Here is a 23994-nt window from a genome sequence, read left to right on the forward strand (position 1 = left end):
AGCTTTTTGGGCCTGCTGTTTCGGGCCTAGCGCGCGGCGGTCTTCACGTGGTCGACAAAGGCACGCAGCGCGGGCGGCATCAGGCGCCGCTCGCTGAAATAGAGCGAAGGACCGGGGAAGGGGGGCGTCCACTCATCCAGAACCTGCACCAGCGTTCCTGCCCGCAGATCCGGCTGAAGATAGTCGTCGAAGCCATAGATCAGCCCATGCCCGGCGCGGGCCGGGATCAAGGCCGCAATGGTGGAATTCACCGCAAGCCGGCCCTTGGGAAACCGCTCGAAGGCTTTGCCGTCTTTCTCGAACGACCAAGGCAGCGTGTTGCCGCCGCCAAAGACATGGGTGATGCAGCTGTGACGCTCCAGATCGTCGGGGTGCCGCGGCACGCCGTGGCGCTTCAGGTAGTCCGGTGCTCCGGCGACGATCATGCGCTGATCCGGCCCCAGACGCACGGCGATCATATCCTGCGCCAAGCTCTCGTCGTAGCGCAGCCCCGCGTCGAAGCCGCGTCCGATCACATCGACCAGATCGCCCTCGCTCACCACTTCGACGCGCACGCCGGGATGCTTCTCGAGGAACGAGCTCACCAGTGGCATCAGCCGCAGTTCAATCGCCGGGGCGGGCCCGTTGATGCGGATGCGCCCAGTCAGGACCTCGCGGTTTCCGCCCGATGTGACCGAGGCCGCCGCTTCATCGAGCACGGCAATCGCGTCGCGGGTGCGCTCCAGAAGCCGCTCGCCTTCCTCGGTCAGCGAGGTGCTGCGCGTGGTCCGGTTGAGCAGGCGCACGCCGAGCCGCGCCTCAAGCTCGCGAATGCGCTCGCTCAGCGTCGAGGGAGAGATCGCCAGTTCCGCCGCGGCGCGACGGAAGTTGAGATGCCGCGCGACCGCCACGAATTGCGCGAGTGTGTTGAGGTCTATCTGCTGCATTGTTCGGTTATCCGAATAGCCTATGGGGATGTGTACTATTCTCCGGATGCCGGGGGCAACGTATCTCTTGCGCCAGAGGCGGCCGGAGCGGCTGGCCGCCACAGCGCAAAGGACCCTCTCATGACTGGTAAGATTTCTGAAATGACTTCGGGAAAGATCGCTCTCATCACTGGCGCGAGCCGCGGCCTCGGCCGATCCGCCGCGCTGCATCTCGCCCGCGCCGGCGTTCATGTGATCGGCACCTACAACAGCTCGAAAGCGGCTGCCGACGAGGTGGCGCGCGAGATCGAAGCGGAAGGTGTCAGCGCGGTGATGCTGCCCTTCGATGCCGAGGCCGAAGACTTCGGCGCTTTCGCCGCGAGCCTCGCCGGGGCGCTGCAGCAGACCTTCGGGCGCGAGAGTTTCGACTTCCTGCTGAACAACGCGGGGATCGGCTACAACCGCGCCATCGCCGAGACCGAGGCGGCGCAGCTTGACCTTCTCTACCGCGTGCATCTGCGCACGCCCTTCCTGCTGACGCAGGCGCTGCTGCCGATGATCGCGGATGGCGGGGCGGTGCTCTTCGTCTCCTCGGGGCTCGCCCGTTTCACCCTGCCGGGCTATGGGGCCTATGCCTCGATGAAAGGCGCGGTGGAGGTGTTGACCCGTTACGCGGCGCAGGAACTGGGGCCGCGTGGCATCCGGGTGAATTGCCTTGCGCCGGGCGCCATCGCCACCGATTTCAGCGGCGGCGTCGTGCGCGACAACGCCGAGGTCAACGCCAAGGTGGCGGGCATGATCGCCCTTGGCCGCGTCGGCGAGCCCGAGGATATCGGTGCCGGTGTCGCGGCGCTGCTGTCGGACGGCATGGGCTGGATGTCGGGGCAGCGGGTCGAACTGTCGGGCGGTCAGGGTCTCTGAGCCTTCCCTGAAAGCACAGGGCCGGCCACGCGCTGAGCGCGGGCCGGCCCCTTGGTTGCGGTCCCCCAAAGGGGCCGCGGCCTTACTGCAGAACGGCTGCCAGACGCTCGCGCGCGGCATCATCCAGCCAGGTCGCCCAGACGTCGGGCTGCGAGGTCAGGAAGTAGACTGCGCCTTCCTCGCCCGAGGCCGAGTTGTCGTCCATCCAGCGCAGGATGTCGTTCATGTCGTCCACCGGGAAGGACATTTTCGACAGGAAATCCGCCAGTTCGGGGTGCTCTTCCTGAAAGCTGTCGGTGACGGCGGTCTTCACCGGGGCGGGCGGGTAGGAGCTGCGCACAAGGCCGGTCGCACCTTCGTCCTGCGCCGCCTCATAGGATTCCTCGACGAATTCGCCCATGTCGACGCGCACCATGTCGTATTTGCCCAGCACGGCGGTCGGCGCCCAGTAATAGCCGAACCACGGCTCGTGATCCTCGTAGGCTGCCGCGATGGAGGTCGCCAGCGTCTCGCCCGAGCCGTGGTCGAAGATCTCGATCCCCGCCTCCTCGACGCCGAAGACCGGCAGCATGTTGTCGTTGATGGTGCGGCAGCCCCAGCCCTCGGGGCAGTTGTGGAAGCGCCCGCCGACCAGTTCGGGGTTCTCGAGGATGCCGTCGATCGTGGCGAGCTCGGGGTGCTCTTCGACCAGATAGGCGGGCACATACCAGCCGTCGATCCCGCCCGGTTCCAGCACCGAACCCAGCTCGATCAGATTGCCCTCGCCGGTGAGCCGGTCATAGGCCGCGCCCGCGCCGTTGATCCAAAGCTCGGTGACAATGTCCGGATCGCCGTTCTCGGCCACCGAGGTCATCGCGGGGATCGTGTCGGAGGGTACGACGGTCACGTCGCAGCCGTAGCCTTGGGTGAGGATGAAATCGGCGACATTGGTTACCACCGAGGCCGACGCCCAGCCCATCTCGGTGATCGAGACCTCGCCGCAGCTGTCATCCTGCGCCTGTGCGGCGGTCGAGAGGGTCAGGGCAGTGAGGGTGAGGGCGGTGGTCGTTAGGTATTTCTTCATAAGTCCCCTGTTGGGTCAGGTCACGATGCGTCGCACCCCGGCGAGGCGTCAGGCCGTCACCGGGGGCTCCGGCATCGCCAGAGTTTGATGTTATGGGTTGTAGGGCAGCTACATAGAGTGTTTCGCCGGGAATGACACCCCCGGAGCCGGACTAGGTTGGAAGGTGGCAAAGGCGCAGCCGCGGGGCCCCCGGACTAATAAGCCCGGCAGGCGCGGGGCCATGCCGGGCTGAGCTATGAAAATCGCCAATCGAAATGATCGGCCCCCCGGGCCAGCGAAATGGCTGGGCGGATCCGAGGGGCAGGGTCTACCAAACTACCGTTTACACACACGCGAACCCTGCCCAGACCCTAGAAGATGAGGGGTGAATTTTTCGCAAAAAGCGCAGTTGGGCCTTATTTCGTGGGGCTCTCTGACGGGGAATCGGCTCTGCTTGGGCCGAAACAAAAAGGCGCGCCCCTGCCGAGAGGGACGCGCCTTCAGTTGGTCGCCGGGCCTGCGCCCGGCGGTTGAGGCAGGCTCAATTGGGAAGCGCGCCGCAGAAGCCGCCGCTGGCGACGCTGCCTGAGCCGAAGGCCAGCATGGCCGGGGCCTGATAGGGGTTGGGCGCCCAGTTTGCGAGATCGAAGGCCAGCAGCGCGGCCAGCAGCAGCAGGGCGAGCGAGGCAGTGAAAGCGCGGGTCATGAGCGCGCCTCCAGTCCCAGCAGCGGCCGCAGCCGGATGCCGAGGAACGCGCCCGCGAAGGCCGCGACGAACCACACCCAGCCGTGCAGGCTGCCGGTGGAGATGCCCGAGAAGAACGCCCCGACATTGCAGCCAAAGGCCAGCCGCGACGAGTAGCCTAGCAAGAAGCCCGCGACGATGGTCGCGATCCATGCCCGCGCCGGGTAGCTGGGCAGCTTGGCCGCCAGCGCGCCGCGCCGCCATGCGGCGACACCGAAGGCACCCGCGATGATGCCGATGTCGGTGAGCGAGGTATAGTCGGTCAGCACGCTCGACTGCACCCGCTCCATCGAGCCCGGCGCCGCCCAGAAGGCCGAGGCCGAAAGGTCTCCGCCAAGCGCGGCATAGCCTTTGGCGACCCAGAGCCCGAGCCCATAGACCACGCCCCACGGCTGCCCCGCGACCAGCAGGTTGCCAATGGCGAGTAGCGCCAGCAGGACGGCGGCGATGGCATGGCGGCGGCTCAGTTTCACCGTGCCCGGTGCCGCGCGCCACAGGAAGATCGCGGCAGCAATGGCCAGCAGCACCAGCGTCACGCCAAGGCCGGTGGTGCCCGAGAGGGTGAGGATGGGCAGTGAGCCGAGGCCGGTCCACCAGATCAGGTTGTAAGCTCCGGCAAAGCTGCCGAGGGCGAAGAAGGGCAGGGCCAGCAGGCTGACGGGGTTGCCGCTGCCCGCGTTGACCAGCGTGCCCGAGCCGCAGCCCAGTACGATCTGCATGCAGGCGCCAAAGACGAAGGCGCCGCCGACCATGGCAAAGCCGATGGGGGCCTGCGCGCCCATGAGTTCCCCGGCGTGGCTGGTCAGCAGCGGGATGGCGACCACCGAAACCAGCGCGATAGACAGCAGCTGAGCCAGCACCCCCGAGGGTTCACGGCGCAGGATCATCGCCCGCCACGGCCCGGCAAAGCCGAAGCGCATGCCTTCGAGTGCGATGCCGAAGCCGAGCCCGATGGCCAGCAGCAACCCGTAACGCGCCCCGGCGAACAGCGAGACCAGCGCCACGAGCACAAGCGCGCCGAGGATCAGCCCGGCGCGCTTTCCGATGGCGCTTGCAGGGGCGGTCTGCGCCGCCCCCGAAATGCTTGCTTGGCTCATCAGTTGCCCCCGGTGACTTGGTTCAGGAGGTTGCGAAAGAGGCCCGGCGCGTTCTGCATCTCACCGCCGGTCTTGGAGTATTCCACCATCGAGCCGGGGTAGAGCTTGACGTTCTCGAGGCCCGCCATCTCGCTCAGCGCGAACCAGTTGGTCGCCGCCCAGTGGCCGGTGTTGCAGAACGAGACGATCTCTTGCCCGTCGCTGACGCCAAGCGAGGCTTTGAGTTCCTGCACGTCCGAGATCTGGCCGATGGCGGTAGCGCCGCTCTGGAAGAAGCGGGTGTAGGGGTAGTTCTCGGCGCCGGGCAGGGTGCCGGGCTTTTCTGCGGCACCATGCGCCTTCTTGCCCTCGTAGAAGGCCTCGGGACGGGCGTCGAGCAGCAGCGCCTGCTGCTCGCCTGCCACCACGTCGGCGACCTCGGGGGTCTCGGCGGTCCAGGCGTCGTTCCAGCTGATGTCCAGCTCGGTCGGCTCGGGCGTCACGGCGTCCTTGCTGACCGGCAGCCCAGCGTTGACCCAGGCCTGCGCGCCGCCGTTGAGGATCGACAGCTCGGTGAAGCCAGAGCTTTTCAGCGTCCAGTAGACGCGGGCTGCGGCGCCGAACTCGGTGTCGGTGGCGCCCTGCGCGACGATCACGATGGGCGCGTCGGTTTGCAGGCCCAGCTCTTCGTAGGTGGCCTCCAGCTGGTCGACGGGAACCGTCGCGCCGGGGTTCTCGGACGGGCCGCGGAACAGGCCGTAGGGCGCGGCGACCGCGCCTTCGATGTGGCCATCGGCATAGGCATCGCCGCGGATGTCGAGCACGGTGGGCGCATCGGTGTCGGCAAGGGCGGTCTCAAGCTCGGAGGCCGAGACCAGCGGGCCGAGAGTGGCGGCCAGCGCGGTGGATGCGCAAAGACCGGTGATCGCGGCACTGAGGGCAAATGCTTTGTACATCATGGGAGTGGCCTTTCGGAGTGTCTTCTGATTTGGGCCTTATTTCGTCCCGCAGGCGGCGGGCGGCAAGGGCTCGGCCGCGCCGCGCCCGCGCCGGAGGAGGGACAGCGCTCCGGCATGCAAGCCTAGCATGGACCGGTGATTTGGCAGAGCGCCAAGCCCGGGAAACCCTCCCACTTGCAGCGGGGCGTGCAAGACGCTGTTCTTATTTCAGCGATGAAGGCAGAGCGCACGGCTGAGCCTGTTCCGGCGCGCTGCCTGGCAAAGCGCGCTCTGCCGGGCGTATCGCTCACTCGAGTCCGCTGCGTCGGGCGTCCCAGAGGGTGATGGCAAAGAGCACGAAGCCGCTCGCGCTCAGCGCCGCGCCGACATAGCCCGAGGCCGGGAAATCATGCCCGGCAGCAATCACCCGCGCGGCAAGGAACGGGCCCACCGCATTGGCGACATTGAAGGCCGCGTGGTGCAGCGCGGCGGCAAGCTGCTGCGCCTCGCCAGCGACGTTCATCAGCCGCGTCTGCATCACCGTCGAAACGCCGCCCAGCACACTGATGCACAGCACCGCGATGCCCATGGTCCAGAGCCCGCCAGCCACGGCGGTGGGAAACAGCGCCAGCACCACCGCGCCGCCGCCAAAGGCCGCATAGGCGGTGAGGTTGAGGTTGCGGTCGGCCAAGGCCCCCATCGCGAGGTTGAAGATGATCATGCCGAACCCGGCCACCATCAGCATCAGCGCCACCATGTCGTCTGAGGCGCCCAACGTGGTTTTCACCGTCGAGGCGATATAGGTGTAGACCGAAAAGAACCCGCCAAAGCCCACCGCGCCGGTGGCCAGCGTCAGCCAGACCTGCCGGTTCTTGAGGGCGCCCAACTCGCGCAGCGGGTTGGCGTTGGGGTCCGCCGGGGTGCGCGGGGCTTTCAGATAGACCGCCAGCGCGGTCGCCAGCGACAGCGCGCCGACCACCGCAAAGCCCGAACGCCAGCCGATGTATTGGCTCATCCAGCTTGCTGCGGGCACGCCGATGGTGGTGGCGATGCTAAGGCCCAGAAACACCCGCGAGACCGCTGTGGCCCGCTTGTTGCGCGGCACGATCGAGGCGGCGACCAGCGCGGCGACGCCGAAGTAGGCGCCATGCGGCAGTCCCGAGAAAAAGCGCGAGACGGTGAACAGCCCGAAGCTTGGGGCGATCGCCGAGAGCGTGTTGAAGAGGGCGAAGGCGAGCATCAGCCAAATCAGCAGCATGCGCTTGCGCATCTTGGCGCCGGCCACGGCCAGCACCGGCGCGCCGACGACGACGCCGAGCGCATAGGCGCTGATCGCATCGGCGGCGCGCGCCTCGCTGACGCCGAGATCGCTGGCAAAGCTGGGCAGAAGCGCCATCGAGGCGAACTCGGTGGTGCCGATGGCGAAGCCGCCCAAGGACAGCGCGAAGAGCACCATGCGTGCCGACAATTCCTTCGCGACGCGCGCCGTCTGGCCAGCGGCGTGTTCGGCCGTTGTATCGGTCATGCAAACCTACTTCGTGTTCTGGGAATCGGAAAAGGGATCCCGGGTGTGCCCCTCCCTGCGTCCACAGCTAGGGCGGTCGCATGGGGCGGGCAACCCGGCGAGCAAGTGGGATCGCGGAAATTTGTGTTGGCTGCCGGGGATTTGCGCAAGGTCAGGCACGAATGCGCGCGGGTTTATCGCGGCCCCGGTGCCGCATCGCCTCGACAGGACCGCTCGTACGGGTCACGGGCGATGGACGCAGGCGCATCGCGCTGCTATCAGGCGCGCGAGCGATAACAGGAGAGGCGCCATGTCGAGCCACGGGGACCCCATTCCGATGATTGCCCGCAAATCTGCGGGACTTAAGGGCGAGGCCAACGTGCCCGGCGACAAGTCGATCTCGCACCGGTCGCTGATCCTAGGCGCGATGGCGGTGGGCGAGACAAAGGTGACCGGACTGCTCGAAGGGCAGGACGTGCTCGACACCGCCAAGGCGATGCAAGCCTTCGGCGCCGAAGTCGAAAAGCGCGGCGACACATGGCATGTGCATGGCGTCGGCGTTGGCGGCTTTGCCGAGCCGGGCAATGTCATCGATTGCGGCAACTCCGGCACCGGCGTGCGGCTGATCATGGGCGCCATGGCCACAACGCCGATCACCGCCACGTTCACCGGCGACGCGTCGCTGAACAAGAGGCCCATGGCCCGCGTCACCGATCCGCTGGCGCTGTTCGGCGCGCGCGCCTACGGGCGTTCGGGCGGGCGGCTGCCGATGACCATCGTCGGCGCTGCCGATGCGATCCCGGTGCGCTACGCCACCCCGGTGCCCTCGGCGCAGGTGAAATCGGCGGTGCTGCTGGCCGGGCTCAACGCCCCCGGCGAGACCGTGGTGATCGAGCGCGAGGCGACCCGCGATCACTCCGAGCGGATGCTCACCGGTTTTGGCGCGCAGGTCACCACCGAAGAGACCGACGAGGGCCGGGTGATCACGCTTGTGGGTCAGCCCGAGCTGAAGCCGCAGACCATCATCGTGCCGCGCGATCCTTCATCGGCGGCCTTCCCGGTCTGCGCCGCGCTGATCACCGAGGGGTCGGACGTGCTGGTGCCCAACATCGGCCTCAACCCCACCCGCGCGGGGCTGTTTTTTACCCTGCAGGAGATGGGCGCCGATCTGACCTTCGAGAACATGCGCGAAGAGGGCGGCGAGCCCGTCGCCGATCTGCGCGCCAAATTCTCGCCCGATCTCAAGGGCATCGAAGTTCCCGCCGAGCGCGCTGCCAGCATGATCGATGAATATCCGGTGCTGTCGGTGGTCGCGGCCTTCGCGCAGGGCAAGACCCATATGCCCGGCGTCAAGGAACTGCGGGTGAAGGAAAGCGACCGCATCGACGCCATGGCCACGGGCCTGCGCCTCAACGGCGTGGAGGTCGACGAGGGCGAGGATTGGTGGACGGTGCATGGCCGTGGCTTCGGCGACGTGAAAGGCGGCGCCACGGCGCAGAGCCATCTCGACCACCGCATCGCCATGTCCTTCCTCGTGATGGGGCTGGCCACCGAAGAGCCGGTGCGCGTCGATGACGGCGGTCCGATCGCCACCTCCTTCCCGATCTTCGAAAACCTGATGACCTCGCTGGGTGCCGATCTGGGCCGCGAGGCGTGAGCCGCCTGCTGCCGGTCGTCGCGGCGCTGGCCGCCGCGCTGCTGCTGTGCATGGGGTATTATGCCGCCACCGTGCTCTGGCCCGGTGCCAGCGGGCTGCTGCCCTTCGATCTGCGCGCGCTCGGCTATTCCGCCCTCGACGCGCAGCAATACCTGCTGGCGCTGAGCGAACGCGCCCGTGCAGTCTATCTGCTCGAGATGCGCTGGCTGGGGCTCGCCTTCCGCGTGGCCTTCGGCATTACGATGATCCTCGGGGCTGTCGCGCTGTCGCGTGGACGTGCCTGGTGGCGGCGCGGGGTCTTCGTGCTGCTGGCGCTGGCGTGGATCGGCGCGGACGCCGCCGAGAACCTGTTGATCAACGAGATGTTGCTGCGCGGGCCTGTCGCGCTTGACCATGCGTTGGTGGATTGGGCGAGCCTCTTCACCCGGCTGAAGTTCGTCCTGCTGGCAATCTGCGGCGTGATGCTGTTCAGCCTTTGGCGGCAGGGGCCGAAACGCTGAGCGGGACGCGCCGGGGGGCTGGCCGGGTGTCTGCTTGAAGGGCGCCGGGCAGCGGGCGATAAAGACCGCGATCTGACGAAAGGACACCTCATGGCCTTTACCATCGCCATCGACGGGCCGGCGGCTGCCGGCAAGGGCACGATCAGCCGTGCCGTGGCGGCGCATTTCGGCTTTGCGCATCTCGACACCGGGCTGCTCTATCGCGCCGTGGGGCGCAAGATGTTGGACGGCACCGATCCGACCGAGGCCGCGCTGGCGCTGGTGCCCGAGGACCTGCAGGCTGAGGGGCTGCGCACCGCCGATGTGGGCATCGCCGCCTCGCGGGTTGCGGTGATCCCCGAGGTGCGCGCGGCCCTGCTCGACTTCCAGCGCGCCTTTGCCCGCCGCGACGGCGGGGCGGTGCTCGACGGGCGCGACATCGGCACGGTGATCTGTCCCGAGGCCGAGGCCAAGCTCTTTGTCACCGCCAGCGCAGAGGTGCGTGCCCGGCGGCGGTTCGAGGAACTGGTCGCGGGCGGCGCCGAGACCGATTACCAGACGGTGCTGAACGACACCCGCGAGCGCGACCACCGCGACGCCACCCGCGCCGACGCGCCGCTGAAACCGGCGGAGGACGCAGTGATGATCGACACTTCGAAAATGGATATCGACGCGGCGGTCGCCGCGGCCATCGCCGCGATCGTATCCCGCGGCGCCACCGCAGGGGAGGGCACGGCATGAAGACGATGCGTATGGGACAAGGCGGGCCGGAGCTTCCCGCTTTCGGCATCGGGGCAATGTCCTTCGCCGATTTTTACGGCGAGACCACCGAGGCCAATTCGCATGCGGTGCTCGACGCGGCGGTCGAGGCCGGGGTGCGCCATGTGGACACCTCCAACGTCTACGGCATGGGGCGCTCGGAAAAGGCCATCGGCAGCTGGCTCAAGGCGCGTTCAGGCGGGCGCGAGATGCTGCATATCGCCACCAAGGCCGGGATCACCAAGGATGCGGCGGGCAAGCGCTGCTACGACAATTCGCCCGAGCATCTGGAGGCCGAGCTTGATGGCTCGCTGCAGCGGCTCGGCATCGAGCAGGTTGATCTGTTCTACGTGCACCGGCGCGAGCAGGCCCGGCCCATCGAGGAGGTGACGCAGACGCTCGCCGGCCTCGTGAAGAAGGGCAAGATCGCCGCCTTCGGCTTTTCCGAGATCGCGCCGTCGTCGCTGCGCCGCGCCGCCGCCGTGCATCCCGTTGCGGCGGTGCAATCGGAGTATTCGCTGCAGACGCGGATCGTCGAACTGGGGCTGGTGCAGGCCTGCGCCGAGCTTGGCACCGCGCTGGTCGCCTTCTCCCCCGTGGGGCGCTCGCTGCTGACCAATCACCCGCTGTCGCGCGAGGCGGTGGCCGCAAGCGCCTTCATGTCGGTGAACCCGCGCTTTGTTGAACCGAACCTGACGGCCAATCTCGCCATCACCGACAAGTTCCGCGCGCTGGCTGCCGAGATGGGCGTGCCCGCGGCGGGCCTGTCGATCGCATGGCTGCTGAGCCGCGGCGAGCACATCATCCCGATCCCCGGCACGCGGTCGGTCGATCACCTCAGAGAGTTGCTGGCGGGTACGAAGATCACGCTCTCGGCAACGGATCTGGCGCGGATCGAAGAGGTGCTGCCGGTGGGCTGGGCGCATGGCGACCGCTACTCGGCGGCGCAGGCCAACGGGCCGGAGAGCTATAGCTGAAGTTTGCACGGACGGTGAGCGTGGCAGGGGGCGCGGCCCCCTCGCCGCTGCGCGGCTCACCCCCGGCGTGTTTTTGGAACAATGAAAGGGGCTGGCATGTCGCATGTCACCCTCGTGCGGCACGGGCAGGCCAATACCCATGCCAAGGACGAGATCAATTACGACCGGCTGAGCGAGCTTGGCAAGCAGCAGGCGCGCTGGCTGGGGGCGCATATGCGCGGCAGCGGCGAGGTCTTTGCCCGCGCCTATAGTGGCACGCTGCGGCGGCACCAAGAGACGGCGGCCGAGATGGAGCTGGGTCTTGAGGTGGTGGAAGATGCGCGGCTGAACGAGCTGGAATATTTCACCATGGCGCAGCTCATGCAGCAGCAGCACGGCATTGCGCTGCCGCCCGATCGCGAAGGCTTCATCCTGCATCTGCCGCAGCTCTTCACCTATTGGCGCGAGGGCAGGCTCGAGGGCGTACCCGAGAGTTTTGCCGATTTCGAGGCGCGGGTGGATGACGTGCTGGCCGAGATCAGCGCTGGCTCCGGCCGCGCGGTCGTGGTCACCTCGGGCGGGCTCATCGGCATGGCGATGCGGGTGACCATGGGGCTTGAGATGAAGGCGCTGGCGCATGCCTGCCTTGCCATCGAGAACACCTCGGTGCACCGCTTCCAGCCGATTTCCACCGGGCTGTGCTTGACGATGTTCAACGCCGTGCCGCATCTTGAAAGCGCCGAGCGCGCGCTGTCGCGGACGCATATCTGAGGCGCGCCTCTCTGCGGCTTTCACCCCGGCCCGCTTTTCTATAGGCAGGCGGGGAAGATGGCTGTGGAGAGAAACATGACACATCTGTGGGTGCGCGCCGAGCAACGGGCGAACGAGGACCGGGTGGGCGTCACGCCCGAGGGTGTGAAGGCGCTGGTCGCGGCGGGGCTGCGGGTCACTGTCGAGGAAAGCCGCGCGCGGGTGATCGGCATCGAGGGCTATCGCGCCGCGGGCGCCGAGATCGCCCCCGAGAACAGCTGGCCCGAGGCGCCCGAGGATGCGCTGATCTTCGGCCTCAAGGAATTGCCCGAGGACGGCACGCCGCTGCGCCACCGCCACATCATGTTCGGCCATGCCTTCAAGGGCCAGCCCTCGGGGCAGCAGCTGCTGAAGCGCTTCGTCGCGGGTGGCGGGGCGCTTTATGACCTTGAGTATCTTGTGGACGATCAGGGCCGCCGCGTCGCCGCCTTTGGCTATTGGGCGGGCTATGCGGGCGCGGCGGTGACGCTGCTGTCCTATGCCGCGCAGCAGCAGGGCGGGCTCTGCGCGCCGGTCTCGGTCTGGCCGAGCGCCGGGGCGATGGAAGCTTCGGTGCGTGACGCGCTCGACGCAGCGGGCGGGGTGCGGCCAAAGGCCCTGGTCATCGGCGCGCTGGGGCGCGTCGGCACCGGCGCCAGCGATCTTTGCGAGAAGCTCGGGCTGCAGGTCACCAAATGGGACATGGCCGAGACCGCTCATGGCGGGCCGTTCCCGCAGGTGCTGGAGCATGAGGTCTTTTTCAACTGCATCCTCGCGCGGCCCGGCACGCCGGTCTTTGTGCCCGCTGCGGCAAGCCTCGAGCCGCGCAAGCTTCGCGCCATCGGCGACATCGCCTGCGACCCCGACAGTGACTTCTCGCCGGTGAAGGTCTATGACCGCGTCACCGACTGGCAGGCGCCGGCGCTGCGGGTCCATGATGATCCGCCGCTCGACGTGATGGCCATCGACAACCTTCCCTCGCTCTTGCCCCGCGAGAGCTCGGAGGATTTTGCCGCGCAGCTGCTGCCGCATCTTCTGGCGCTTCCGGCGCTGGATGCGGGTGTGTGGGGCCGCGCGGCCGACACTTACACGACGTATATTACGGAGGAACTTGCATGATCCATTGGTGCGGAACGGGACTTTCATCCATCCCGGGGCTGCGGCGGCTGATCGAAGCCGGGCATGACGTCATGGTGTGGAACCGCACCGAGACAAAGGCGCGCGAAGCGGTCGGCGATCTGACCAACCGCATCCTCGCCTTCGCGCCCGAAGCGGTCGAGTTGGCGGTGCAGCCGGGCGACGTGATTGTCTCGATGCTGCCCGGGGATTGGCACGTGATGCTGGCCGAGATCGCCATCAAGAAGGGCGCGCATTTCGTCTCGTCCTCCTATATCTCGCCGGAAATGAAGGGGCTCGACGCCAAGGCCAAAGAGGCCGGTGTTGCGCTGGTCAATGAGGTCGGGCTCGACCCGGGCATCGACCATCTGATGGCGCATGATCTTGTCGCCGCCTATCGCGCGTCCGACGCGTTTGATCCGGCCAATGAGATCAGTTTCCTGAGCTATTGCGGCGGCGTGCCGAAAGAGGCCAACGCCTTCCGCTACAAGTTCTCTTGGGCGCCGGTCGGCGTGCTGAAGGCGCTGCGCTCGCCCTCGCGCTCGATCCGCCACTTCGAAGAGCTGAACGTGCAGCGCCCGTGGGACGCGCTGTCGCGCTACGACGCGCCGCTCGATCCGCCCGAGAGCTTCGAGGTCTATCCCAACCGCGACTCGCTGCCGTTCATCGCGCAGTATGAGTTCGGCGAGGACTGGAAGGTGAAGGACTTCGTGCGCGGCACGCTGCGCCTCAACGGCTGGTCCGAGGCGTGGAAGGACGTCTTCGCCGAGGTCGAGACCGCCGATGACGCGCGGCTTTCGGCGCTGGCGGGTGAGTTGCTGGCCGAGAACAAATATGCCGAGGGCGAGCCCGACCGGGTGGTGCTCTGCGTCACGCTGAAGGCCGAAAAGGCGGGCGAGACCGTCTGGCACAAGACCTGGGTGATGGACGCCTGGGGCGACGCGCGCGGCTCGGCCATGGCGCGGCTGGTGTCGATGCCGGTCTCTTGGGCGATCGAGGCGGTGCTGAACCGCGAGATCGCGCCGGGTGTCTCGGCGGCGCCCTCGGATCCCAAGCTGGTCACGCGCTGGCTGGGCGGGGTCGAAAGCCTTGCGCAGCGGATGATGCGCGTCGACGAGGCGGGCTGAGGCGGCGCGGCTCCGGTCGTTTTCCAAAGGCGCCCTCGCAGCTTGCTGCGGGGGCTTTTTTATACGCGCAGGGGCGTGGCTGGCGCTTACATCCGGCGGGCGCGGGCCAGTTCAGAGAGCGCGATCAGCAGCAGCGCTGCTGCGGCGATGACGAAGAGCCAGTTGCCGACGTAGCCGAAGAGCAGCGCCCCCGCGATGCCGCCGAGCGCGAAACAGCCCAGCGTCAGCCCGTGCAGCGTGAGTTTCGGCAGCGCCTCGCGCCTTGCCGTTTCGCCGCCGAGCAGCGCGGCCAGTCCGATGCCGATATCTGTGGCCATGCCCGAGACATGCGTGGTGCGCACGCGGGCGCTCGAGATCATCGTCGTGACGGCGTTCTGCAGGCCCATCACAAAGCTCAGCCCCAAGACAAGCAGGGGCTCCGATCCGCCGCCGGGCGCATTGATAAGGGCAGCGCCGAGAGCCAGGAGAAATCCGGCCTCTGCGGCGATCGCCAGAGCGTAGATTGCACCGATCCGCCGCCGCGTCCCCCATTGCACGCCAAGCGCGGCAAGCCCGGCGCCGCAGACGAAGGCGGCGGTGAGCGCGGCGAAGGCCAGAGCGGCGAGCAACTCGCCGTGGGCCAGGTGATCGGCGAGGGCCGAGACGTTGCCGGTCATATTGGCGGTAAAAGAGCCAGCGATCAGAAAGCCGACCGCGTTGAGCGCCCCGGCGATCGACGACAGCAGCCCCGCGAGGAGCAGGTCCACGCGCCTCGTGCGGTCATCTCCGGTGCGGATCAGCATGTCGGTTCCCTGTCGCGGCGCATCCCGATGGCGCCTGGTGCCGGGGGCGGCAGGGGCAGGGGCGCGGCGTCGGAACTGTTGCGCCGCCGGACACCCGGCGTCAAGCGCTGCGGAGGCTGTCGCGCGCGCCGCGGCGGGCGCGGACCATGTTGATCTTGCGATATTCCTGCAGCCCGGTGACCTCGCGCCCGACCCAGGTCGGCAGTGTCAGAGGCGTGTCCACCTGCGGCAGTTCCACCTCGGTGACGATGATGCCCGCCAGAAGGCCGCTGTAGACGTCGACCATCCAGACAAGATCGCCGTGCGGCACGTAGTGGCGGGTCTTCTCGACCACCTCGCCATCGCAATGCGAGGCCAGCATCTCTTCGGCGTCTTGCGCCGGGATCGGGTATTCGAACTCATCGCGTGCAAGGCCGACGCGGGCACCTTTGATGCACAGCGTGGCGCGGTCATCGTAAAAGCGGACCCGTGCCTTGCGCCCGCCCGCGGCCGCGATCAGCCCGTCCCGCAAACGCTCGCTCTTGGTCATCGAGGCTTTCCAACCCTCATGGGTCACGAGGAACTTGCGTTCGATTTCTTTCGCCACGCCGGGGGTGCCTTCGATTAATTACTGGGCGGTTTACAAACGATGGATTAGCCGCGCTTTTCGGGAAAGGCCACAGACAAAGACGCTACGTCGGGCTGCTTTTGGCGATTTCAGAGTGCGGGAACCGAGGTGCCGTCGCGGCACCAAAAAGGCGCGCCCCAAAGGGCGCGCCTCGCGTCGCTGTGCCGGGTTGTTCTTCCGGTGATTACTGCGCCGCTTCGTAGTGCTCGTCGAGCACTTCGGCGAAGTCGTCATAGGACATGTTCGAGTAGGGCTTGCCGTCGATGATGAACGAAGGCGTTGCCGAGATGTCGTCGCGCGTGGCGTTTTCCTGATACCATTCGACCAGTGCCTTGAGCTTGGCGCCATCGTTCATGCAGGCGTCGAGCTTGTCCTTGCCGATGCCAGCCATCAGGCCGATCTTGCGCAGCTCGTCGGCGATGCCCTGATCCGAGCCCGCTTTGACCCACGAAGATTGCGTCTCATAGATCATGTCGGAGATGCCAAAGAACTTCTCGGGGCCGCCGCAGCGTGCGACCATGGCCGCCCACATGCCGTATTTGTCGAAATAGACATCGCGGTAGACCAGTTTGACCTTGCCGGTCTTGATGTAGTTCTCCTCGATCTGCGGCAGCACCTCGTTCGAGAAACGCGCGCAGTGCGGGCAGGTGAAGGAGGCGTATTCGACGATCTCGACGGGGGCGTCGGCATCGCCCTTCACCATCTCGATGATTTCGGGCGCTTCATCGGAGCTGGCCTCGCTGCTTGCCTCCTGTGCGGCGGCCGCGCCGGGCAGGGCGATCCCCGTGGGCGTGACGCGGGGCGCCTCGAGCAGCCAGCCGCCACCAAGGGCGAAGGCGGTCGCAAGCGCGGCGACGGGAAGAATGCGGGTCATGTAAGGTCCTCTTGTGGTTGCCTTGTCACGGCGTGTTCAGCGCCGCGATTTCGAAATGACGTTGCCAGCCAGACGCTCCAGTGCCTGCCGCAGCCCGTCGTCGTGAATGTCTCCGGCCACCTGATGGGCCTCGGCTTTGATCTCGGGAGAGGGCTCTGGCTTTTCAACCTTTTGCGCGTGACCAAAGGCGACGCGGCCCTCGGCAAAGCCGGTGCTGGCGGTCTGGGTGATGCGGATGCGGGCGATGGCATTGTAGCCGTAGAGCGCGTTGACCTTGTCGCGCAGCTGCTCTTTCTGCATCTCCAGCAGCGGCGCGTTGGCACCGGTGGTGAGCAGGGTTAGCGTCGCGCCAAAGGCCTTGCGGCCATAGCTCACCTCGACCGGGCGAGCGATGGCGGCCACATCGGCGCCGACGATCTCTTCCCAATGGGTCAGCAGCCGCGACTGCGCGAAGCCGCGGCTCTCGCTCGCCTTGCGGATCTGCGCGTTCAGCAGCCCCGATGTCTTGGCGAAGCCATATGTGGTGGTGTTGCGCCGTGCCATCTTAAATCCCTCTCTGCGGACCTATTCTAGTGACCCCGCATTCACGTGCCAGCAAGGAATTGCTTTTGTCGTCGATGATCAAGGGAATGTCAGCCATGCGTGACAGTGCGCGGGCCGAAGATCTGCTCACCTGGTATGACCGCCACGCGCGCGAGCTGCCGTGGCGAGTGAGCCCTGCCGCGCATGCGGCGGGTGTGCGGCCCGATCCCTACCGCGTGTGGATGTCCGAGATCATGCTGCAGCAGACCACTGTGGCGGCGGTGAAAAGCTATTTTGAAACATTTACGTCGCGCTGGCCGACGGTCAGCGATCTTGCCGCGGCCGAGGATGCCGACGTGATGGCGGCATGGGCCGGGCTGGGCTATTACGCCCGCGCTCGCAACCTGCTGAAATGCGCGCGGGTGGTGGCGGATCAGCATGGCGGCGTTTTTCCGCAAAGCCTCGACGGGCTGCGCGCGCTGCCCGGTGTCGGGCCCTATACCGCGGCGGCGGTGGCGGCGATCGCTTTCGATCTGCCCGAGACGGTGGTGGACGGCAACGTCGAGCGGGTCATGGCGCGGCTGCACGACGAGCATATGCCGCTGCCGCAGTCGAAGCCGGTGCTGACGGAATATGCCGCCGCGCTGACGCCGCAGCAGCGGCCCGGCGATTATGCGCAGGCGGTGATGGATCTGGGCGCCACCATCTGCACGCCGCGCAACCCGGCCTGCGGTCTCTGCCCGTGGCGCACCGCTTGCGCCGCATGGGATCACGGCACGCAGGCAGAGCTGCCGAAGAAAGCCCCCAAGAAGCGCAAGCCGACGCGCCACGGCATCGCCTATCTGGTCAAGCGGGTGGATGGCGCATGGCTGCTGGAGCGCCGCCCCGACAGCGGGCTCTTGGGCGGGATGCTGGGCTGGCCGGGCTCGGACTGGGGCGAGGAGGCACCCGCCGACGCGCCGCCGATCCGCGCCGAGTGGAAGACGCTCAACGCCGAGGCGCGCCACACCTTCACACATTTCCACCTGCGCCTGACGGTAAAGACCGCGCTGGTGCCGATGGAGCGCCAGCCCGAGCGGGGGGCGTTCGTCGAGGCGGAGGTGTTTGACCCCGAAGACCTGCCCACGGTCATGCGCAAGGCTTTCGCTCTGACCTCGGGCTGAGCCGGGCCTCATGATTTAGTCTGTCCCTTGGCTGAGGCTGTGCGGCAACGTCACGCCGCCCCGGCCCTTGGGTCGCATTGACCGGAGCGGCCGGATCGGGACAAGCTGCGGCGCAAGGCCCTCAGCACGCGACCTGCGCCAGCCAGAGGCGATGTTTGGGGCAGACGTTGGGGACGAGTGCATGATCGCTGCAGAGAAATTCGCGCGCTGGACGGCCGCCGCGCCGTTCTGGTTGGTCTATATCCTGCCGGTTCTGGTCTGGCTGGGCGCGCTGAACGGCGGGCTCTGGGTGCTGCTGCCGCCCTTGGCCACATGGTATCTCTTCTCGGCGCTGGATGCGGCGCTGGGGCTGAACACCGAGAACGCCGATCCGCAGACCGAAGAGCGGGCGCTGCTTTGGTACCGCGCCGGGGTGATGCTCTGGGCGCCGGTGCAATTCGTCACGTTGTTTGCGCTGATCTGGTACGTCTCGGGCAATGACGCGCTGACCACCTTGGAGAAATTCGGCGTCTTCTTCGGCACGGGGGTGATGACCGGCACGGTGGGGATCGTCTACTCGCATGAGCTTTTGCACCAGCGCAACAACCTCGAGCGGCGGCTCGGGGACTGGCTGCTGGCCATGGTGCTTTATTCGCATTTCCGCTCGGAGCACCTGCTGGTGCATCACGTCTGGGTCGGCACGCCGCGCGATCCGGTCACCGCGCGCTACAACGAGGGCTTTCACCGCTACTACCCGCGGGTGCTGCGCGAATGCCCGGTTTCGGCCTTCCGCGCCGAGAAGAAGCTGCTGGCCCGCCGCGGCCTGCCGTGGTGGCACCGGCGCAACCCGTTCTGGCTCTATCTCGGGCTGCAGCTTGCCATGCTGGCGCTGGCGCTGATCGTCGGCGGCTGGGGCGGGCTGGCGCTGTTCCTCGTGCAGGCGGGCGTGGCGATCTGGCAGCTGGAGCTGACCAATTACGTCGAGCATTACGCGCTGACCCGAGAGTACCTCGGGGACGGGCGCTACGAGCACGTCAAGCCGCACCATTCGTGGAACTCGGCGCACACGGCGACCAACTGGCTGCTGATCAACCTGCAGCGCCACTCGGACCACCACTACAAGCCCGACCGGCGCTTTCCGCTGCTGCAGAACTACGCCGAGACCGAGGCGCCGCAGCTGCCCTACGGCTATCCGGTGATGACCATGGCGGCGATGGTGCCCCCGGTCTGGCGAAGGGTGATGAACCCCAAGGTGAAGGCGTGGCGGCGGCAATGGTATCCGCAGATCGAGGATTGGTCGGACTACAACAAGGCGCGCACGCCCCTGCCAAAGGGCTCGGCCTGACGAGGCTGCAGCGCCGCCGGGGGTTTCACACCCCCGGACCCCCGTGGGATATTTTTCTCTAGACGAAGCGGGCGGGCAGGCGCAGGGATTGCAATCGCTCCGGGCGGCCCGCAACATGGGCGGCGAAAGACCACAAGAGGTGCGATATGTCGCTCGAGAAAGCCGCCCGCGCGGTGCGTGAAAACGCCTATGTTCCCTATTCGAAATTCAAGGTGGGGGCGGCGATGCTGGCGCCCTCGGGGAAAATTTACGCCGGCTGCAACGTCGAGAATGTCGCCTATCCCGAGGGCACCTGCGCCGAGGCCGGGGCGATCGCGGCCATGGTCGCGGCGGGCGAGACGGAGATCGTCGAGGCCTATGTCATCGCCGATTGCGAACACCCGCTGCCGCCCTGTGGCGGCTGCCGGCAGAAACTGGCCGAGTTTGGCAAGACCCATGCCAAGGTGACGCTGGCCACCACCGATGGCGCAACGCTGGAGACCACCGTGGGCGAACTGCTGCCCGGCGCCTTCGGCACGGGGCATATGGACCGCGCCTGATGGACGCGCGGACGGTCATCGCGGCACTGCGGCGCGGAGAGGAGCCCTCTGGCGCGGCGCTGCGCTGGTTCGCCGAAGGGCTGGCGAGCGGCGCGGTGAGCGATGCGCAGGCCGGGGCCTTTGCCATGGGGGTCTGCCTGCGCGGGCTTTCGGAAGAGGCGCGCGCGGCGCTGACGCTGGCGATGCGCGACAGCGGCCATGTGCTGCGCTGGGATCTGCCGGGGCCGGTGCTCGACAAGCATTCCACCGGCGGCGTGGGCGATTGCGTCAGCCTCGTGCTGGCGCCGATGCTGGCGGCCTGCGGGGTCTATGTGCCGATGATCTCGGGGCGCGGGCTGGGCCATACCGGCGGCACGCTCGACAAGCTCGAGGCGATCCCCGGCTATGACACCGCGCCTTCGGAGGAGCGGCTGCGCGACGTGCTGCGCGAGGCGGGCTGCGCCATCGTCTCGGCCTCGGACGGCATCGCGCCCGCCGACAAGCGGCTCTACGCCATCCGCGACGTGAGCGCGACGGTGGAGAGCCTCGATCTCATCACCGCCTCGATTCTGTCGAAGAAACTGGCGGCGGGGCTCGAGGGGCTGGTGCTCGACGTGAAGGTCGGTTCGGGCGCCTTCATGAAGACCATGGAGGAGGCGCGGGAGCTGGCGCGCTCGCTGGTCGGCACCGCGAATGCGGCGGGCTGCCCGACCACGGCGCTGATCACCGATATGGATCAGCCGCTGGCCGATGCGCTTGGCAATGCGCTGGAAGTGCGCTGCGTCATGCAGGTGTTGACCGAGGGCGCGGGCGGGCCGCTGCTCGATCTGTCAGTGGCGCTGGGGGCCGAGCTTTTGGCCAGCGCCGGGATCGAAGGCGGCGCGGCGCGGCTGCGCGAGACCGTCACGAGCGGCGCGGCGGCAGAGCGCTTTGGGCGCATGGTCGCGGGGCTGGGCGGGCCGTCGGATTTTGTCGAGCGCTGGCGCGACCTGCTTCCGGCAGCGCCGGTGGTGCTGGATGTGCCCGCGCCCGAGGCGGGCCATGTGGCGGTGATGGATGGCGAAGCGCTGGGGCTTGCCGTGGTGCATCTTGGCGGGGGGCGCGAGGTCGAGACGGACCGCGTCGATCCCGCCGTCGGCCTGTCGGATGTGCTGCGGCTCGGCCAGCTGGTCGAGACGGGGCAGCCCTTGGCGCGGGTCCATGCCGCCAGCCGCGCGGCGGCGGAGGCGGCGGCTGCTGCGGTGACGGCGGCGATCCGTCTTGGCGATGCGCCGGACGTGGCGCCTTTGGTGCGGGAAAGGATCGCCTGATGCGGGCATTTCTGGTGGTGATGGATTCGGTGGGCATCGGCGGTGCGCCGGATGCGGCGAGTTATTTCAACGCAGGTGTCCCCGACACCGGGGCGAACACGCTGGCGCATATCGCGCAGGCCTGCGCCGCAGGCCGGGCGGAAGAGGGGCGCAGCGGCCGGCTGCATCTGCCGGTGCTGGATGCGCTGGGGCTGGGCGCAGCAACCCGTCTTGCCAGCGGCGACGAGGTGCCGGGGCTGGAGGCGGAGCCTTCGGCGCTCTGGGGCGCGGCGAGCGAGTGCTCGAAGGGCAAGGACACGCCTTCGGGCCATTGGGAGCTGGCGGGTCTGCCAGTGCCATGGGACTGGCACTATTTCCCCGAGGCAGCGCCGGTCTTTCCGGCGGACCTGCTGGCAGAGGTCTGCAAGATCGCCGGGGTCGCGGGCACGCTGGGCAATTGCCACGGCTCGGGCACGGTGATGCTCGAAGAGTACGGCGCAGAGCATGAGCGCAGCGGCTGGCCGATCTGCTACACCTCCGCCGACAGCGTCTTTCAGATCGCCGCACATGAAGAGAGCTTCGGGCTCGATCGCCTGCTGGCGCTTTGCGAGGCAATCGCGCCGACGCTGCACCAGATGAAGGTCGGCCGGGTCATCGCGCGCCCCTTCGTTGGCAGCCCCGGCAGCTACAAGCGCACCACCAACCGGCATGATTACGCGATCACCCCGCCCGAGCCAATCCTCACCAATTGGGTGCAGGACGCCGGGCGGCGCGTCTATGCGGTGGGCAAGATCGGCGACATCTTCTCGATGCAAGGGATCGACGAGCTGCGCAAAGGCGATGACGCCACGCTCATGCGGCACCTTGGCGATCTCGTTGACGGCGCCGAGGAGGGCTCGCTCACCTTCGCCAATTTCGTCGAGTTCGACAGTCTCTACGGCCACCGGCGCGATGTCTCTGGCTACGCCCGCGCGCTCGAATGGTTCGACGCCGAGCTTGGCAGGCTGCTGCCGCGCCTGCGTGAAGGGGATCTGCTGCTGATCACAGCCGATCACGGCAATGACCCCACGTGGGTTGGCACCGACCACACGCGCGAGCGGGTTCCGGTCCTCGTGCATCTGCTTGAACATGGCCGCAAGTCGGGGCAGATCGGGCGGATCGACTTTGCCGATGTGGCAGCCAGCATCGCGGCGCACCTTGGGGTGCCCGCACAAGGACCGGGAAGGAGCTTCCTTTGAGAGACCCCAGAGACCACGACGAGGAGAGCCTGCACCGGATCAAGGCGCTGCCGAAGGTGGAGTTGCACCTGCATATCGAGGGCGCCGCGCCGCCAGCCTTCATCCGCGGGCTGGCGCAGGAAAAGAAGGTGCGCCTTGACGGGGTCTTTGCCGAGGATGGCACCTATGAGTACCGCGACTTCGTGCATTTCCTGCAGACCTATGAGGCGGCGACCTCGGTGCTCCGTTCGCCCGAGGATTACGCCCGGCTGACCCGCGCTGTGCTCGAGGAATGCGCGAACAACGGCGTGATCTACGCCGAGACCTTCATCTCGCCCGACTTCTGCGGCGGCGGTGATCTGGGCGCATGGCGCGAGTATCTGCACGCCATGCAGGAGGCGGCCGATGCGGCCGAGCGCGACATGGGCATCACCCTGCGCGGCATCGTCACCTGCGTGCGTCACTTCGGGCCGGAGGTTGCCAAGAAATCGGCGCTCTGCGCGGCCGAGACGGCGGGCGAGTGGATCACCGGCTTTGGCATGGGCGGCGACGAGAACAAGGGCGAGCAGCGCGACTTTGCCTATAGTTTCGACATGGCGCGCGAGGCGGGGCTGCGGCTCACCACCCACGCGGGCGAATGGCGCGGCCCGCAGGAGGTGCGCAACGCCATCGAGCATCTCGGGGTCGAGCGTATCGGCCATGGCGTGCGCGCCATCGAGGATCTGGCGCTGGTCGATCTGATCGCCGAAAAGGGCATCACGCTGGAAGTCTGCCCGGGCTCGAACGTCCAGCTTGGCGTTTACCCCAAGCTCTCGGCGCATCCGATCCAGAAGCTGCGCGCGCGCGGCGCCAAGGTGACCATTTCCACCGACGATCCGCCCTTTTTCCATTCCACCATGGTGCAGGAGTATGAAAACCTTGCACGCACCTTCGGTTGGGAGGAAGAGGACTTCACCGAGATTGCCAAGACCTCTGCCAATGCGGCCTTCTGCTCGGCCGACACGCGCGAGGCGCTGCTGAAAAGACTGGAGAGCGCATGAAACACCTGACCGTTGTCGATCACCCGCTGGTGCAGCACAAACTGACCCTGATGCGCGAGAAGGATACGTCGACCGCCTCCTTCCGCCAGTTGCTGCGCGAGATTTCCCTGCTGCTGGCCTATGAGGTCACCCGCGAGCTGCCGGTGACCACCAAGCAGATCGAAACCCCGATGTGCGAGATGGCCGCCCCCACGATCGAGGGCAAGAAGCTGGCGCTGGTGTCGATCCTGCGCGCGGGCAACGGCCTGCTCGACGGCATTCTCGAGCTGATCCCCGCCGCCCGCGTCGGCTTTGTCGGGCTTTACCGCGACGAGGAAACGCTCGAGCCGGTGCAATATTACTTCAAGGTGCCCAAGAACCTCGAAGACCGCACGGTGATCGCCGTCGATCCGATGCTGGCCACGGGCAATTCCTCGGTCGCCGCGATCGACCTTTTGAAGCAGGCGGGCGCCAAGAATGTCATCTTCCTGTGCCTTCTGGCCTCGCCCGAAGGGGTCAAACGGATGGAAGAGGCGCATCCCGATGTGCCGATCATCACCGCCGCGCTGGACGAGAAACTCAACGAGAAGGGCTATATCGTTCCGGGACTAGGGGATGCGGGCGATCGCATGTTCGGCACAAAATAAGCCCTCTCAACGCTTTAC

At 67.2% G+C, this 23994-nt stretch carries 24 protein-coding genes and 1 pseudogene; 15 read left to right on the forward strand and 10 right to left on the reverse strand.

All coding sequences use genetic code 11. The features are described 5' to 3' along the window. Nucleotides 1-26 precede the first annotated feature (26 nt). Nucleotides 27-926 (reverse strand): LysR family transcriptional regulator, encoded by a 900-nt coding sequence (locus tag ACXAD2_RS23805; RefSeq protein ID WP_475175955.1) that lies wholly within the window; start codon nucleotides 924-926, stop codon nucleotides 27-29. Nucleotides 927-1046: 120 nt separating this feature from the next. On the opposite strand from ACXAD2_RS23805, the gene ACXAD2_RS23810 reads away from it, so the two are divergent. After that, nucleotides 1047-1826 (forward strand): SDR family NAD(P)-dependent oxidoreductase, encoded by a 780-nt coding sequence (locus ACXAD2_RS23810; protein WP_475175956.1) that lies wholly within the window; start codon nucleotides 1047-1049, stop codon nucleotides 1824-1826. Nucleotides 1827-1908: 82 nt separating this feature from the next. Here ACXAD2_RS23810 and ACXAD2_RS23815 read toward each other — a convergent pair whose 3' ends face one another. The 5 genes from ACXAD2_RS23815 to ACXAD2_RS23835 all read right to left on the reverse strand — a co-directional run bounded on the left by ACXAD2_RS23815 (nucleotide 1909) and on the right by ACXAD2_RS23835 (nucleotide 7152). Then, complete coding sequence (locus ACXAD2_RS23815; protein WP_475175961.1) at nucleotides 1909-2889, reverse strand: ABC transporter substrate-binding protein; 981 nt, start codon at nucleotides 2887-2889, stop codon at nucleotides 1909-1911. A 520-nt stretch (nucleotides 2890-3409) separates the two neighbouring features. Then, on the reverse strand, nucleotides 3410-3574 hold the full coding sequence (locus tag ACXAD2_RS23820; RefSeq protein WP_193789552.1) for a hypothetical protein: 165 nt from the start codon (nucleotides 3572-3574) through the stop codon (nucleotides 3410-3412). Further along, nucleotides 3571-4710, reverse strand: coding sequence for a YeeE/YedE family protein (locus tag ACXAD2_RS23825; protein WP_475175966.1), 1140 nt, complete (start codon nucleotides 4708-4710; stop codon nucleotides 3571-3573). Before ACXAD2_RS23825 ends, ACXAD2_RS23820 begins: the two co-directional genes overlap by 4 nt. Next, nucleotides 4710-5648, reverse strand: coding sequence for a sulfurtransferase (locus ACXAD2_RS23830; RefSeq protein WP_475175969.1), 939 nt, complete (start codon nucleotides 5646-5648; stop codon nucleotides 4710-4712). The genes ACXAD2_RS23825 and ACXAD2_RS23830 overlap by 1 nt, the downstream gene beginning before the upstream one ends. 286 nt (nucleotides 5649-5934) lie before the next feature. Beyond that, nucleotides 5935-7152 carry an MFS transporter gene (locus ACXAD2_RS23835; RefSeq protein WP_475175971.1) on the reverse strand — a complete coding sequence of 406 codons (1218 nt, stop codon included), beginning with the start codon at nucleotides 7150-7152 and terminating at the stop codon, nucleotides 5935-5937. Between the two features lie 289 nt (nucleotides 7153-7441). Between ACXAD2_RS23835 and aroA the strand changes: the two genes are divergently transcribed. From aroA to ACXAD2_RS23870, 7 genes are all read left to right on the forward strand, one after another. Continuing rightward, nucleotides 7442-8788, forward strand: coding sequence for a 3-phosphoshikimate 1-carboxyvinyltransferase (gene aroA, locus ACXAD2_RS23840; RefSeq protein WP_066108696.1), 1347 nt, complete (start codon nucleotides 7442-7444; stop codon nucleotides 8786-8788). After that, complete coding sequence (locus tag ACXAD2_RS23845) at nucleotides 8785-9288, forward strand: hypothetical protein (RefSeq protein WP_475175973.1); 504 nt, start codon at nucleotides 8785-8787, stop codon at nucleotides 9286-9288. Before aroA ends, ACXAD2_RS23845 begins: the two co-directional genes overlap by 4 nt. A 90-nt stretch (nucleotides 9289-9378) precedes the next feature. Then, a complete protein-coding gene (locus ACXAD2_RS23850) occupies nucleotides 9379-10008 on the forward strand; it encodes a (d)CMP kinase (protein WP_475175976.1) in 630 nt (209 codons plus the stop codon). Continuing rightward, the gene (locus tag ACXAD2_RS23855; protein ID WP_475175979.1) at nucleotides 10005-11003 is read left to right on the forward strand and encodes an aldo/keto reductase; all 999 of its coding nucleotides are present in this window, start codon (nucleotides 10005-10007) and stop codon (nucleotides 11001-11003) included. The genes ACXAD2_RS23850 and ACXAD2_RS23855 overlap by 4 nt, the downstream gene beginning before the upstream one ends. A gap of 96 nt (nucleotides 11004-11099) precedes the next feature. Further along, complete coding sequence (locus ACXAD2_RS23860) at nucleotides 11100-11753, forward strand: histidine phosphatase family protein (RefSeq protein WP_475175984.1); 654 nt, start codon at nucleotides 11100-11102, stop codon at nucleotides 11751-11753. Between the two features lie 75 nt (nucleotides 11754-11828). Continuing rightward, on the forward strand, nucleotides 11829-12890 hold the full coding sequence (locus ACXAD2_RS23865; protein WP_475175990.1) for a saccharopine dehydrogenase: 1062 nt from the start codon (nucleotides 11829-11831) through the stop codon (nucleotides 12888-12890). Continuing rightward, the gene (locus ACXAD2_RS23870) at nucleotides 12887-14014 is read left to right on the forward strand and encodes a saccharopine dehydrogenase C-terminal domain-containing protein (RefSeq protein WP_475175992.1); all 1128 of its coding nucleotides are present in this window, start codon (nucleotides 12887-12889) and stop codon (nucleotides 14012-14014) included. The genes ACXAD2_RS23865 and ACXAD2_RS23870 overlap by 4 nt, the downstream gene beginning before the upstream one ends. Before the next feature lie 86 nt (nucleotides 14015-14100). On the opposite strand, the gene ACXAD2_RS23875 is transcribed toward ACXAD2_RS23870, so the two are convergent. From ACXAD2_RS23875 to ACXAD2_RS23890, 4 genes are all read right to left on the reverse strand, one after another. Further along, complete coding sequence (locus tag ACXAD2_RS23875; RefSeq protein ID WP_475175995.1) at nucleotides 14101-14796, reverse strand: YoaK family protein; 696 nt, start codon at nucleotides 14794-14796, stop codon at nucleotides 14101-14103. A gap of 100 nt (nucleotides 14797-14896) precedes the next feature. Then, nucleotides 14897-15382 carry a CYTH domain-containing protein gene (locus ACXAD2_RS23880; RefSeq protein WP_475176000.1) on the reverse strand — a complete coding sequence of 162 codons (486 nt, stop codon included), beginning with the start codon at nucleotides 15380-15382 and terminating at the stop codon, nucleotides 14897-14899. A gap of 205 nt (nucleotides 15383-15587) precedes the next feature. Further along, on the reverse strand, nucleotides 15588-16277 hold the full coding sequence (locus tag ACXAD2_RS23885) for a DsbA family protein (protein WP_066108723.1): 690 nt from the start codon (nucleotides 16275-16277) through the stop codon (nucleotides 15588-15590). A 36-nt stretch (nucleotides 16278-16313) separates the two neighbouring features. After that, complete coding sequence (locus ACXAD2_RS23890) at nucleotides 16314-16820, reverse strand: DUF721 domain-containing protein (protein ID WP_224905209.1); 507 nt, start codon at nucleotides 16818-16820, stop codon at nucleotides 16314-16316. 95 nt (nucleotides 16821-16915) lie between these two features. Here ACXAD2_RS23890 and mutY point away from each other — a divergent pair, with 95 nt between their 5' ends. The 7 genes and pseudogenes from mutY (at nucleotide 16916) to upp (ending at nucleotide 23976) form a co-directional block, all read left to right on the forward strand. Then, complete coding sequence (gene mutY / locus ACXAD2_RS23895; protein ID WP_475176012.1) at nucleotides 16916-17962, forward strand: A/G-specific adenine glycosylase; 1047 nt, start codon at nucleotides 16916-16918, stop codon at nucleotides 17960-17962. 181 nt (nucleotides 17963-18143) lie between these two features. Next, on the forward strand, nucleotides 18144-19286 hold the full coding sequence (locus ACXAD2_RS23900; protein WP_475176016.1) for an alkane 1-monooxygenase: 1143 nt from the start codon (nucleotides 18144-18146) through the stop codon (nucleotides 19284-19286). Between the two features lie 143 nt (nucleotides 19287-19429). Next, nucleotides 19430-19825 (forward strand): annotated as a pseudogene (locus ACXAD2_RS23905) (cytidine deaminase); the annotation flags it as partial. Further along, the gene (locus tag ACXAD2_RS23910) at nucleotides 19825-21114 is read left to right on the forward strand and encodes a thymidine phosphorylase (protein ID WP_475176020.1); all 1290 of its coding nucleotides are present in this window, start codon (nucleotides 19825-19827) and stop codon (nucleotides 21112-21114) included. The pseudogene ACXAD2_RS23905 and the gene ACXAD2_RS23910, both read left to right, overlap by 1 nt. Further along, nucleotides 21111-22331, forward strand: a complete 1221-nt coding sequence (locus ACXAD2_RS23915; protein ID WP_475178388.1) for a phosphopentomutase — start codon at nucleotides 21111-21113, stop codon at nucleotides 22329-22331. The genes ACXAD2_RS23910 and ACXAD2_RS23915 overlap by 4 nt, the downstream gene beginning before the upstream one ends. Beyond that, entirely contained in the window at nucleotides 22328-23350 is a 1023-nt protein-coding gene (locus ACXAD2_RS23920) for an adenosine deaminase (RefSeq protein WP_475176025.1), read from the forward strand. The genes ACXAD2_RS23915 and ACXAD2_RS23920 overlap by 4 nt, the downstream gene beginning before the upstream one ends. Continuing rightward, nucleotides 23347-23976 carry a uracil phosphoribosyltransferase gene (gene upp, locus ACXAD2_RS23925; RefSeq protein ID WP_066108741.1) on the forward strand — a complete coding sequence of 210 codons (630 nt, stop codon included), beginning with the start codon at nucleotides 23347-23349 and terminating at the stop codon, nucleotides 23974-23976. The genes ACXAD2_RS23920 and upp overlap by 4 nt, the downstream gene beginning before the upstream one ends. The last annotated feature ends 18 nt before the right edge of the window (nucleotides 23977-23994 follow it).

This window comes from Salipiger sp. ABN3_019, from assembly GCF_056158605.1.

Coding starts and splice junctions, on each gene's coding strand:
- ACXAD2_RS23850 (WP_475175976.1), top strand. CDS start 9,379: ATGGCCTTTACCATCGCCATCGACGGGCCGGCGGCTGCCGGCAAGGGC.
- ACXAD2_RS23910 (WP_475176020.1), top strand. CDS start 19,825: ATGGACGCGCGGACGGTCATCGCGGCACTGCGGCGCGGAGAGGAGCCC.
- ACXAD2_RS23865 (WP_475175990.1), top strand. CDS start 11,829: ATGACACATCTGTGGGTGCGCGCCGAGCAACGGGCGAACGAGGACCGG.
- mutY (WP_475176012.1), top strand. CDS start 16,916: ATGCGTGACAGTGCGCGGGCCGAAGATCTGCTCACCTGGTATGACCGC.
- ACXAD2_RS23805 (WP_475175955.1), bottom strand. CDS start 926: ATGCAGCAGATAGACCTCAACACACTCGCGCAATTCGTGGCGGTCGCG.
- ACXAD2_RS23815 (WP_475175961.1), bottom strand. CDS start 2,889: ATGAAGAAATACCTAACGACCACCGCCCTCACCCTCACTGCCCTGACC.
- ACXAD2_RS23855 (WP_475175979.1), top strand. CDS start 10,005: ATGAAGACGATGCGTATGGGACAAGGCGGGCCGGAGCTTCCCGCTTTC.
- ACXAD2_RS23830 (WP_475175969.1), bottom strand. CDS start 5,648: ATGATGTACAAAGCATTTGCCCTCAGTGCCGCGATCACCGGTCTTTGC.
- ACXAD2_RS23875 (WP_475175995.1), bottom strand. CDS start 14,796: ATGCTGATCCGCACCGGAGATGACCGCACGAGGCGCGTGGACCTGCTC.
- ACXAD2_RS23825 (WP_475175966.1), bottom strand. CDS start 4,710: ATGAGCCAAGCAAGCATTTCGGGGGCGGCGCAGACCGCCCCTGCAAGC.
- ACXAD2_RS23820 (WP_193789552.1), bottom strand. CDS start 3,574: ATGACCCGCGCTTTCACTGCCTCGCTCGCCCTGCTGCTGCTGGCCGCG.
- ACXAD2_RS23885 (WP_066108723.1), bottom strand. CDS start 16,277: ATGACCCGCATTCTTCCCGTCGCCGCGCTTGCGACCGCCTTCGCCCTT.
- ACXAD2_RS23900 (WP_475176016.1), top strand. CDS start 18,144: ATGATCGCTGCAGAGAAATTCGCGCGCTGGACGGCCGCCGCGCCGTTC.
- ACXAD2_RS23860 (WP_475175984.1), top strand. CDS start 11,100: ATGTCGCATGTCACCCTCGTGCGGCACGGGCAGGCCAATACCCATGCC.
- ACXAD2_RS23835 (WP_475175971.1), bottom strand. CDS start 7,152: ATGACCGATACAACGGCCGAACACGCCGCTGGCCAGACGGCGCGCGTC.
- aroA (WP_066108696.1), top strand. CDS start 7,442: ATGTCGAGCCACGGGGACCCCATTCCGATGATTGCCCGCAAATCTGCG.
- ACXAD2_RS23890 (WP_224905209.1), bottom strand. CDS start 16,820: ATGGCACGGCGCAACACCACCACATATGGCTTCGCCAAGACATCGGGG.
- ACXAD2_RS23870 (WP_475175992.1), top strand. CDS start 12,887: ATGATCCATTGGTGCGGAACGGGACTTTCATCCATCCCGGGGCTGCGG.
- ACXAD2_RS23810 (WP_475175956.1), top strand. CDS start 1,047: ATGACTGGTAAGATTTCTGAAATGACTTCGGGAAAGATCGCTCTCATC.
- upp (WP_066108741.1), top strand. CDS start 23,347: ATGAAACACCTGACCGTTGTCGATCACCCGCTGGTGCAGCACAAACTG.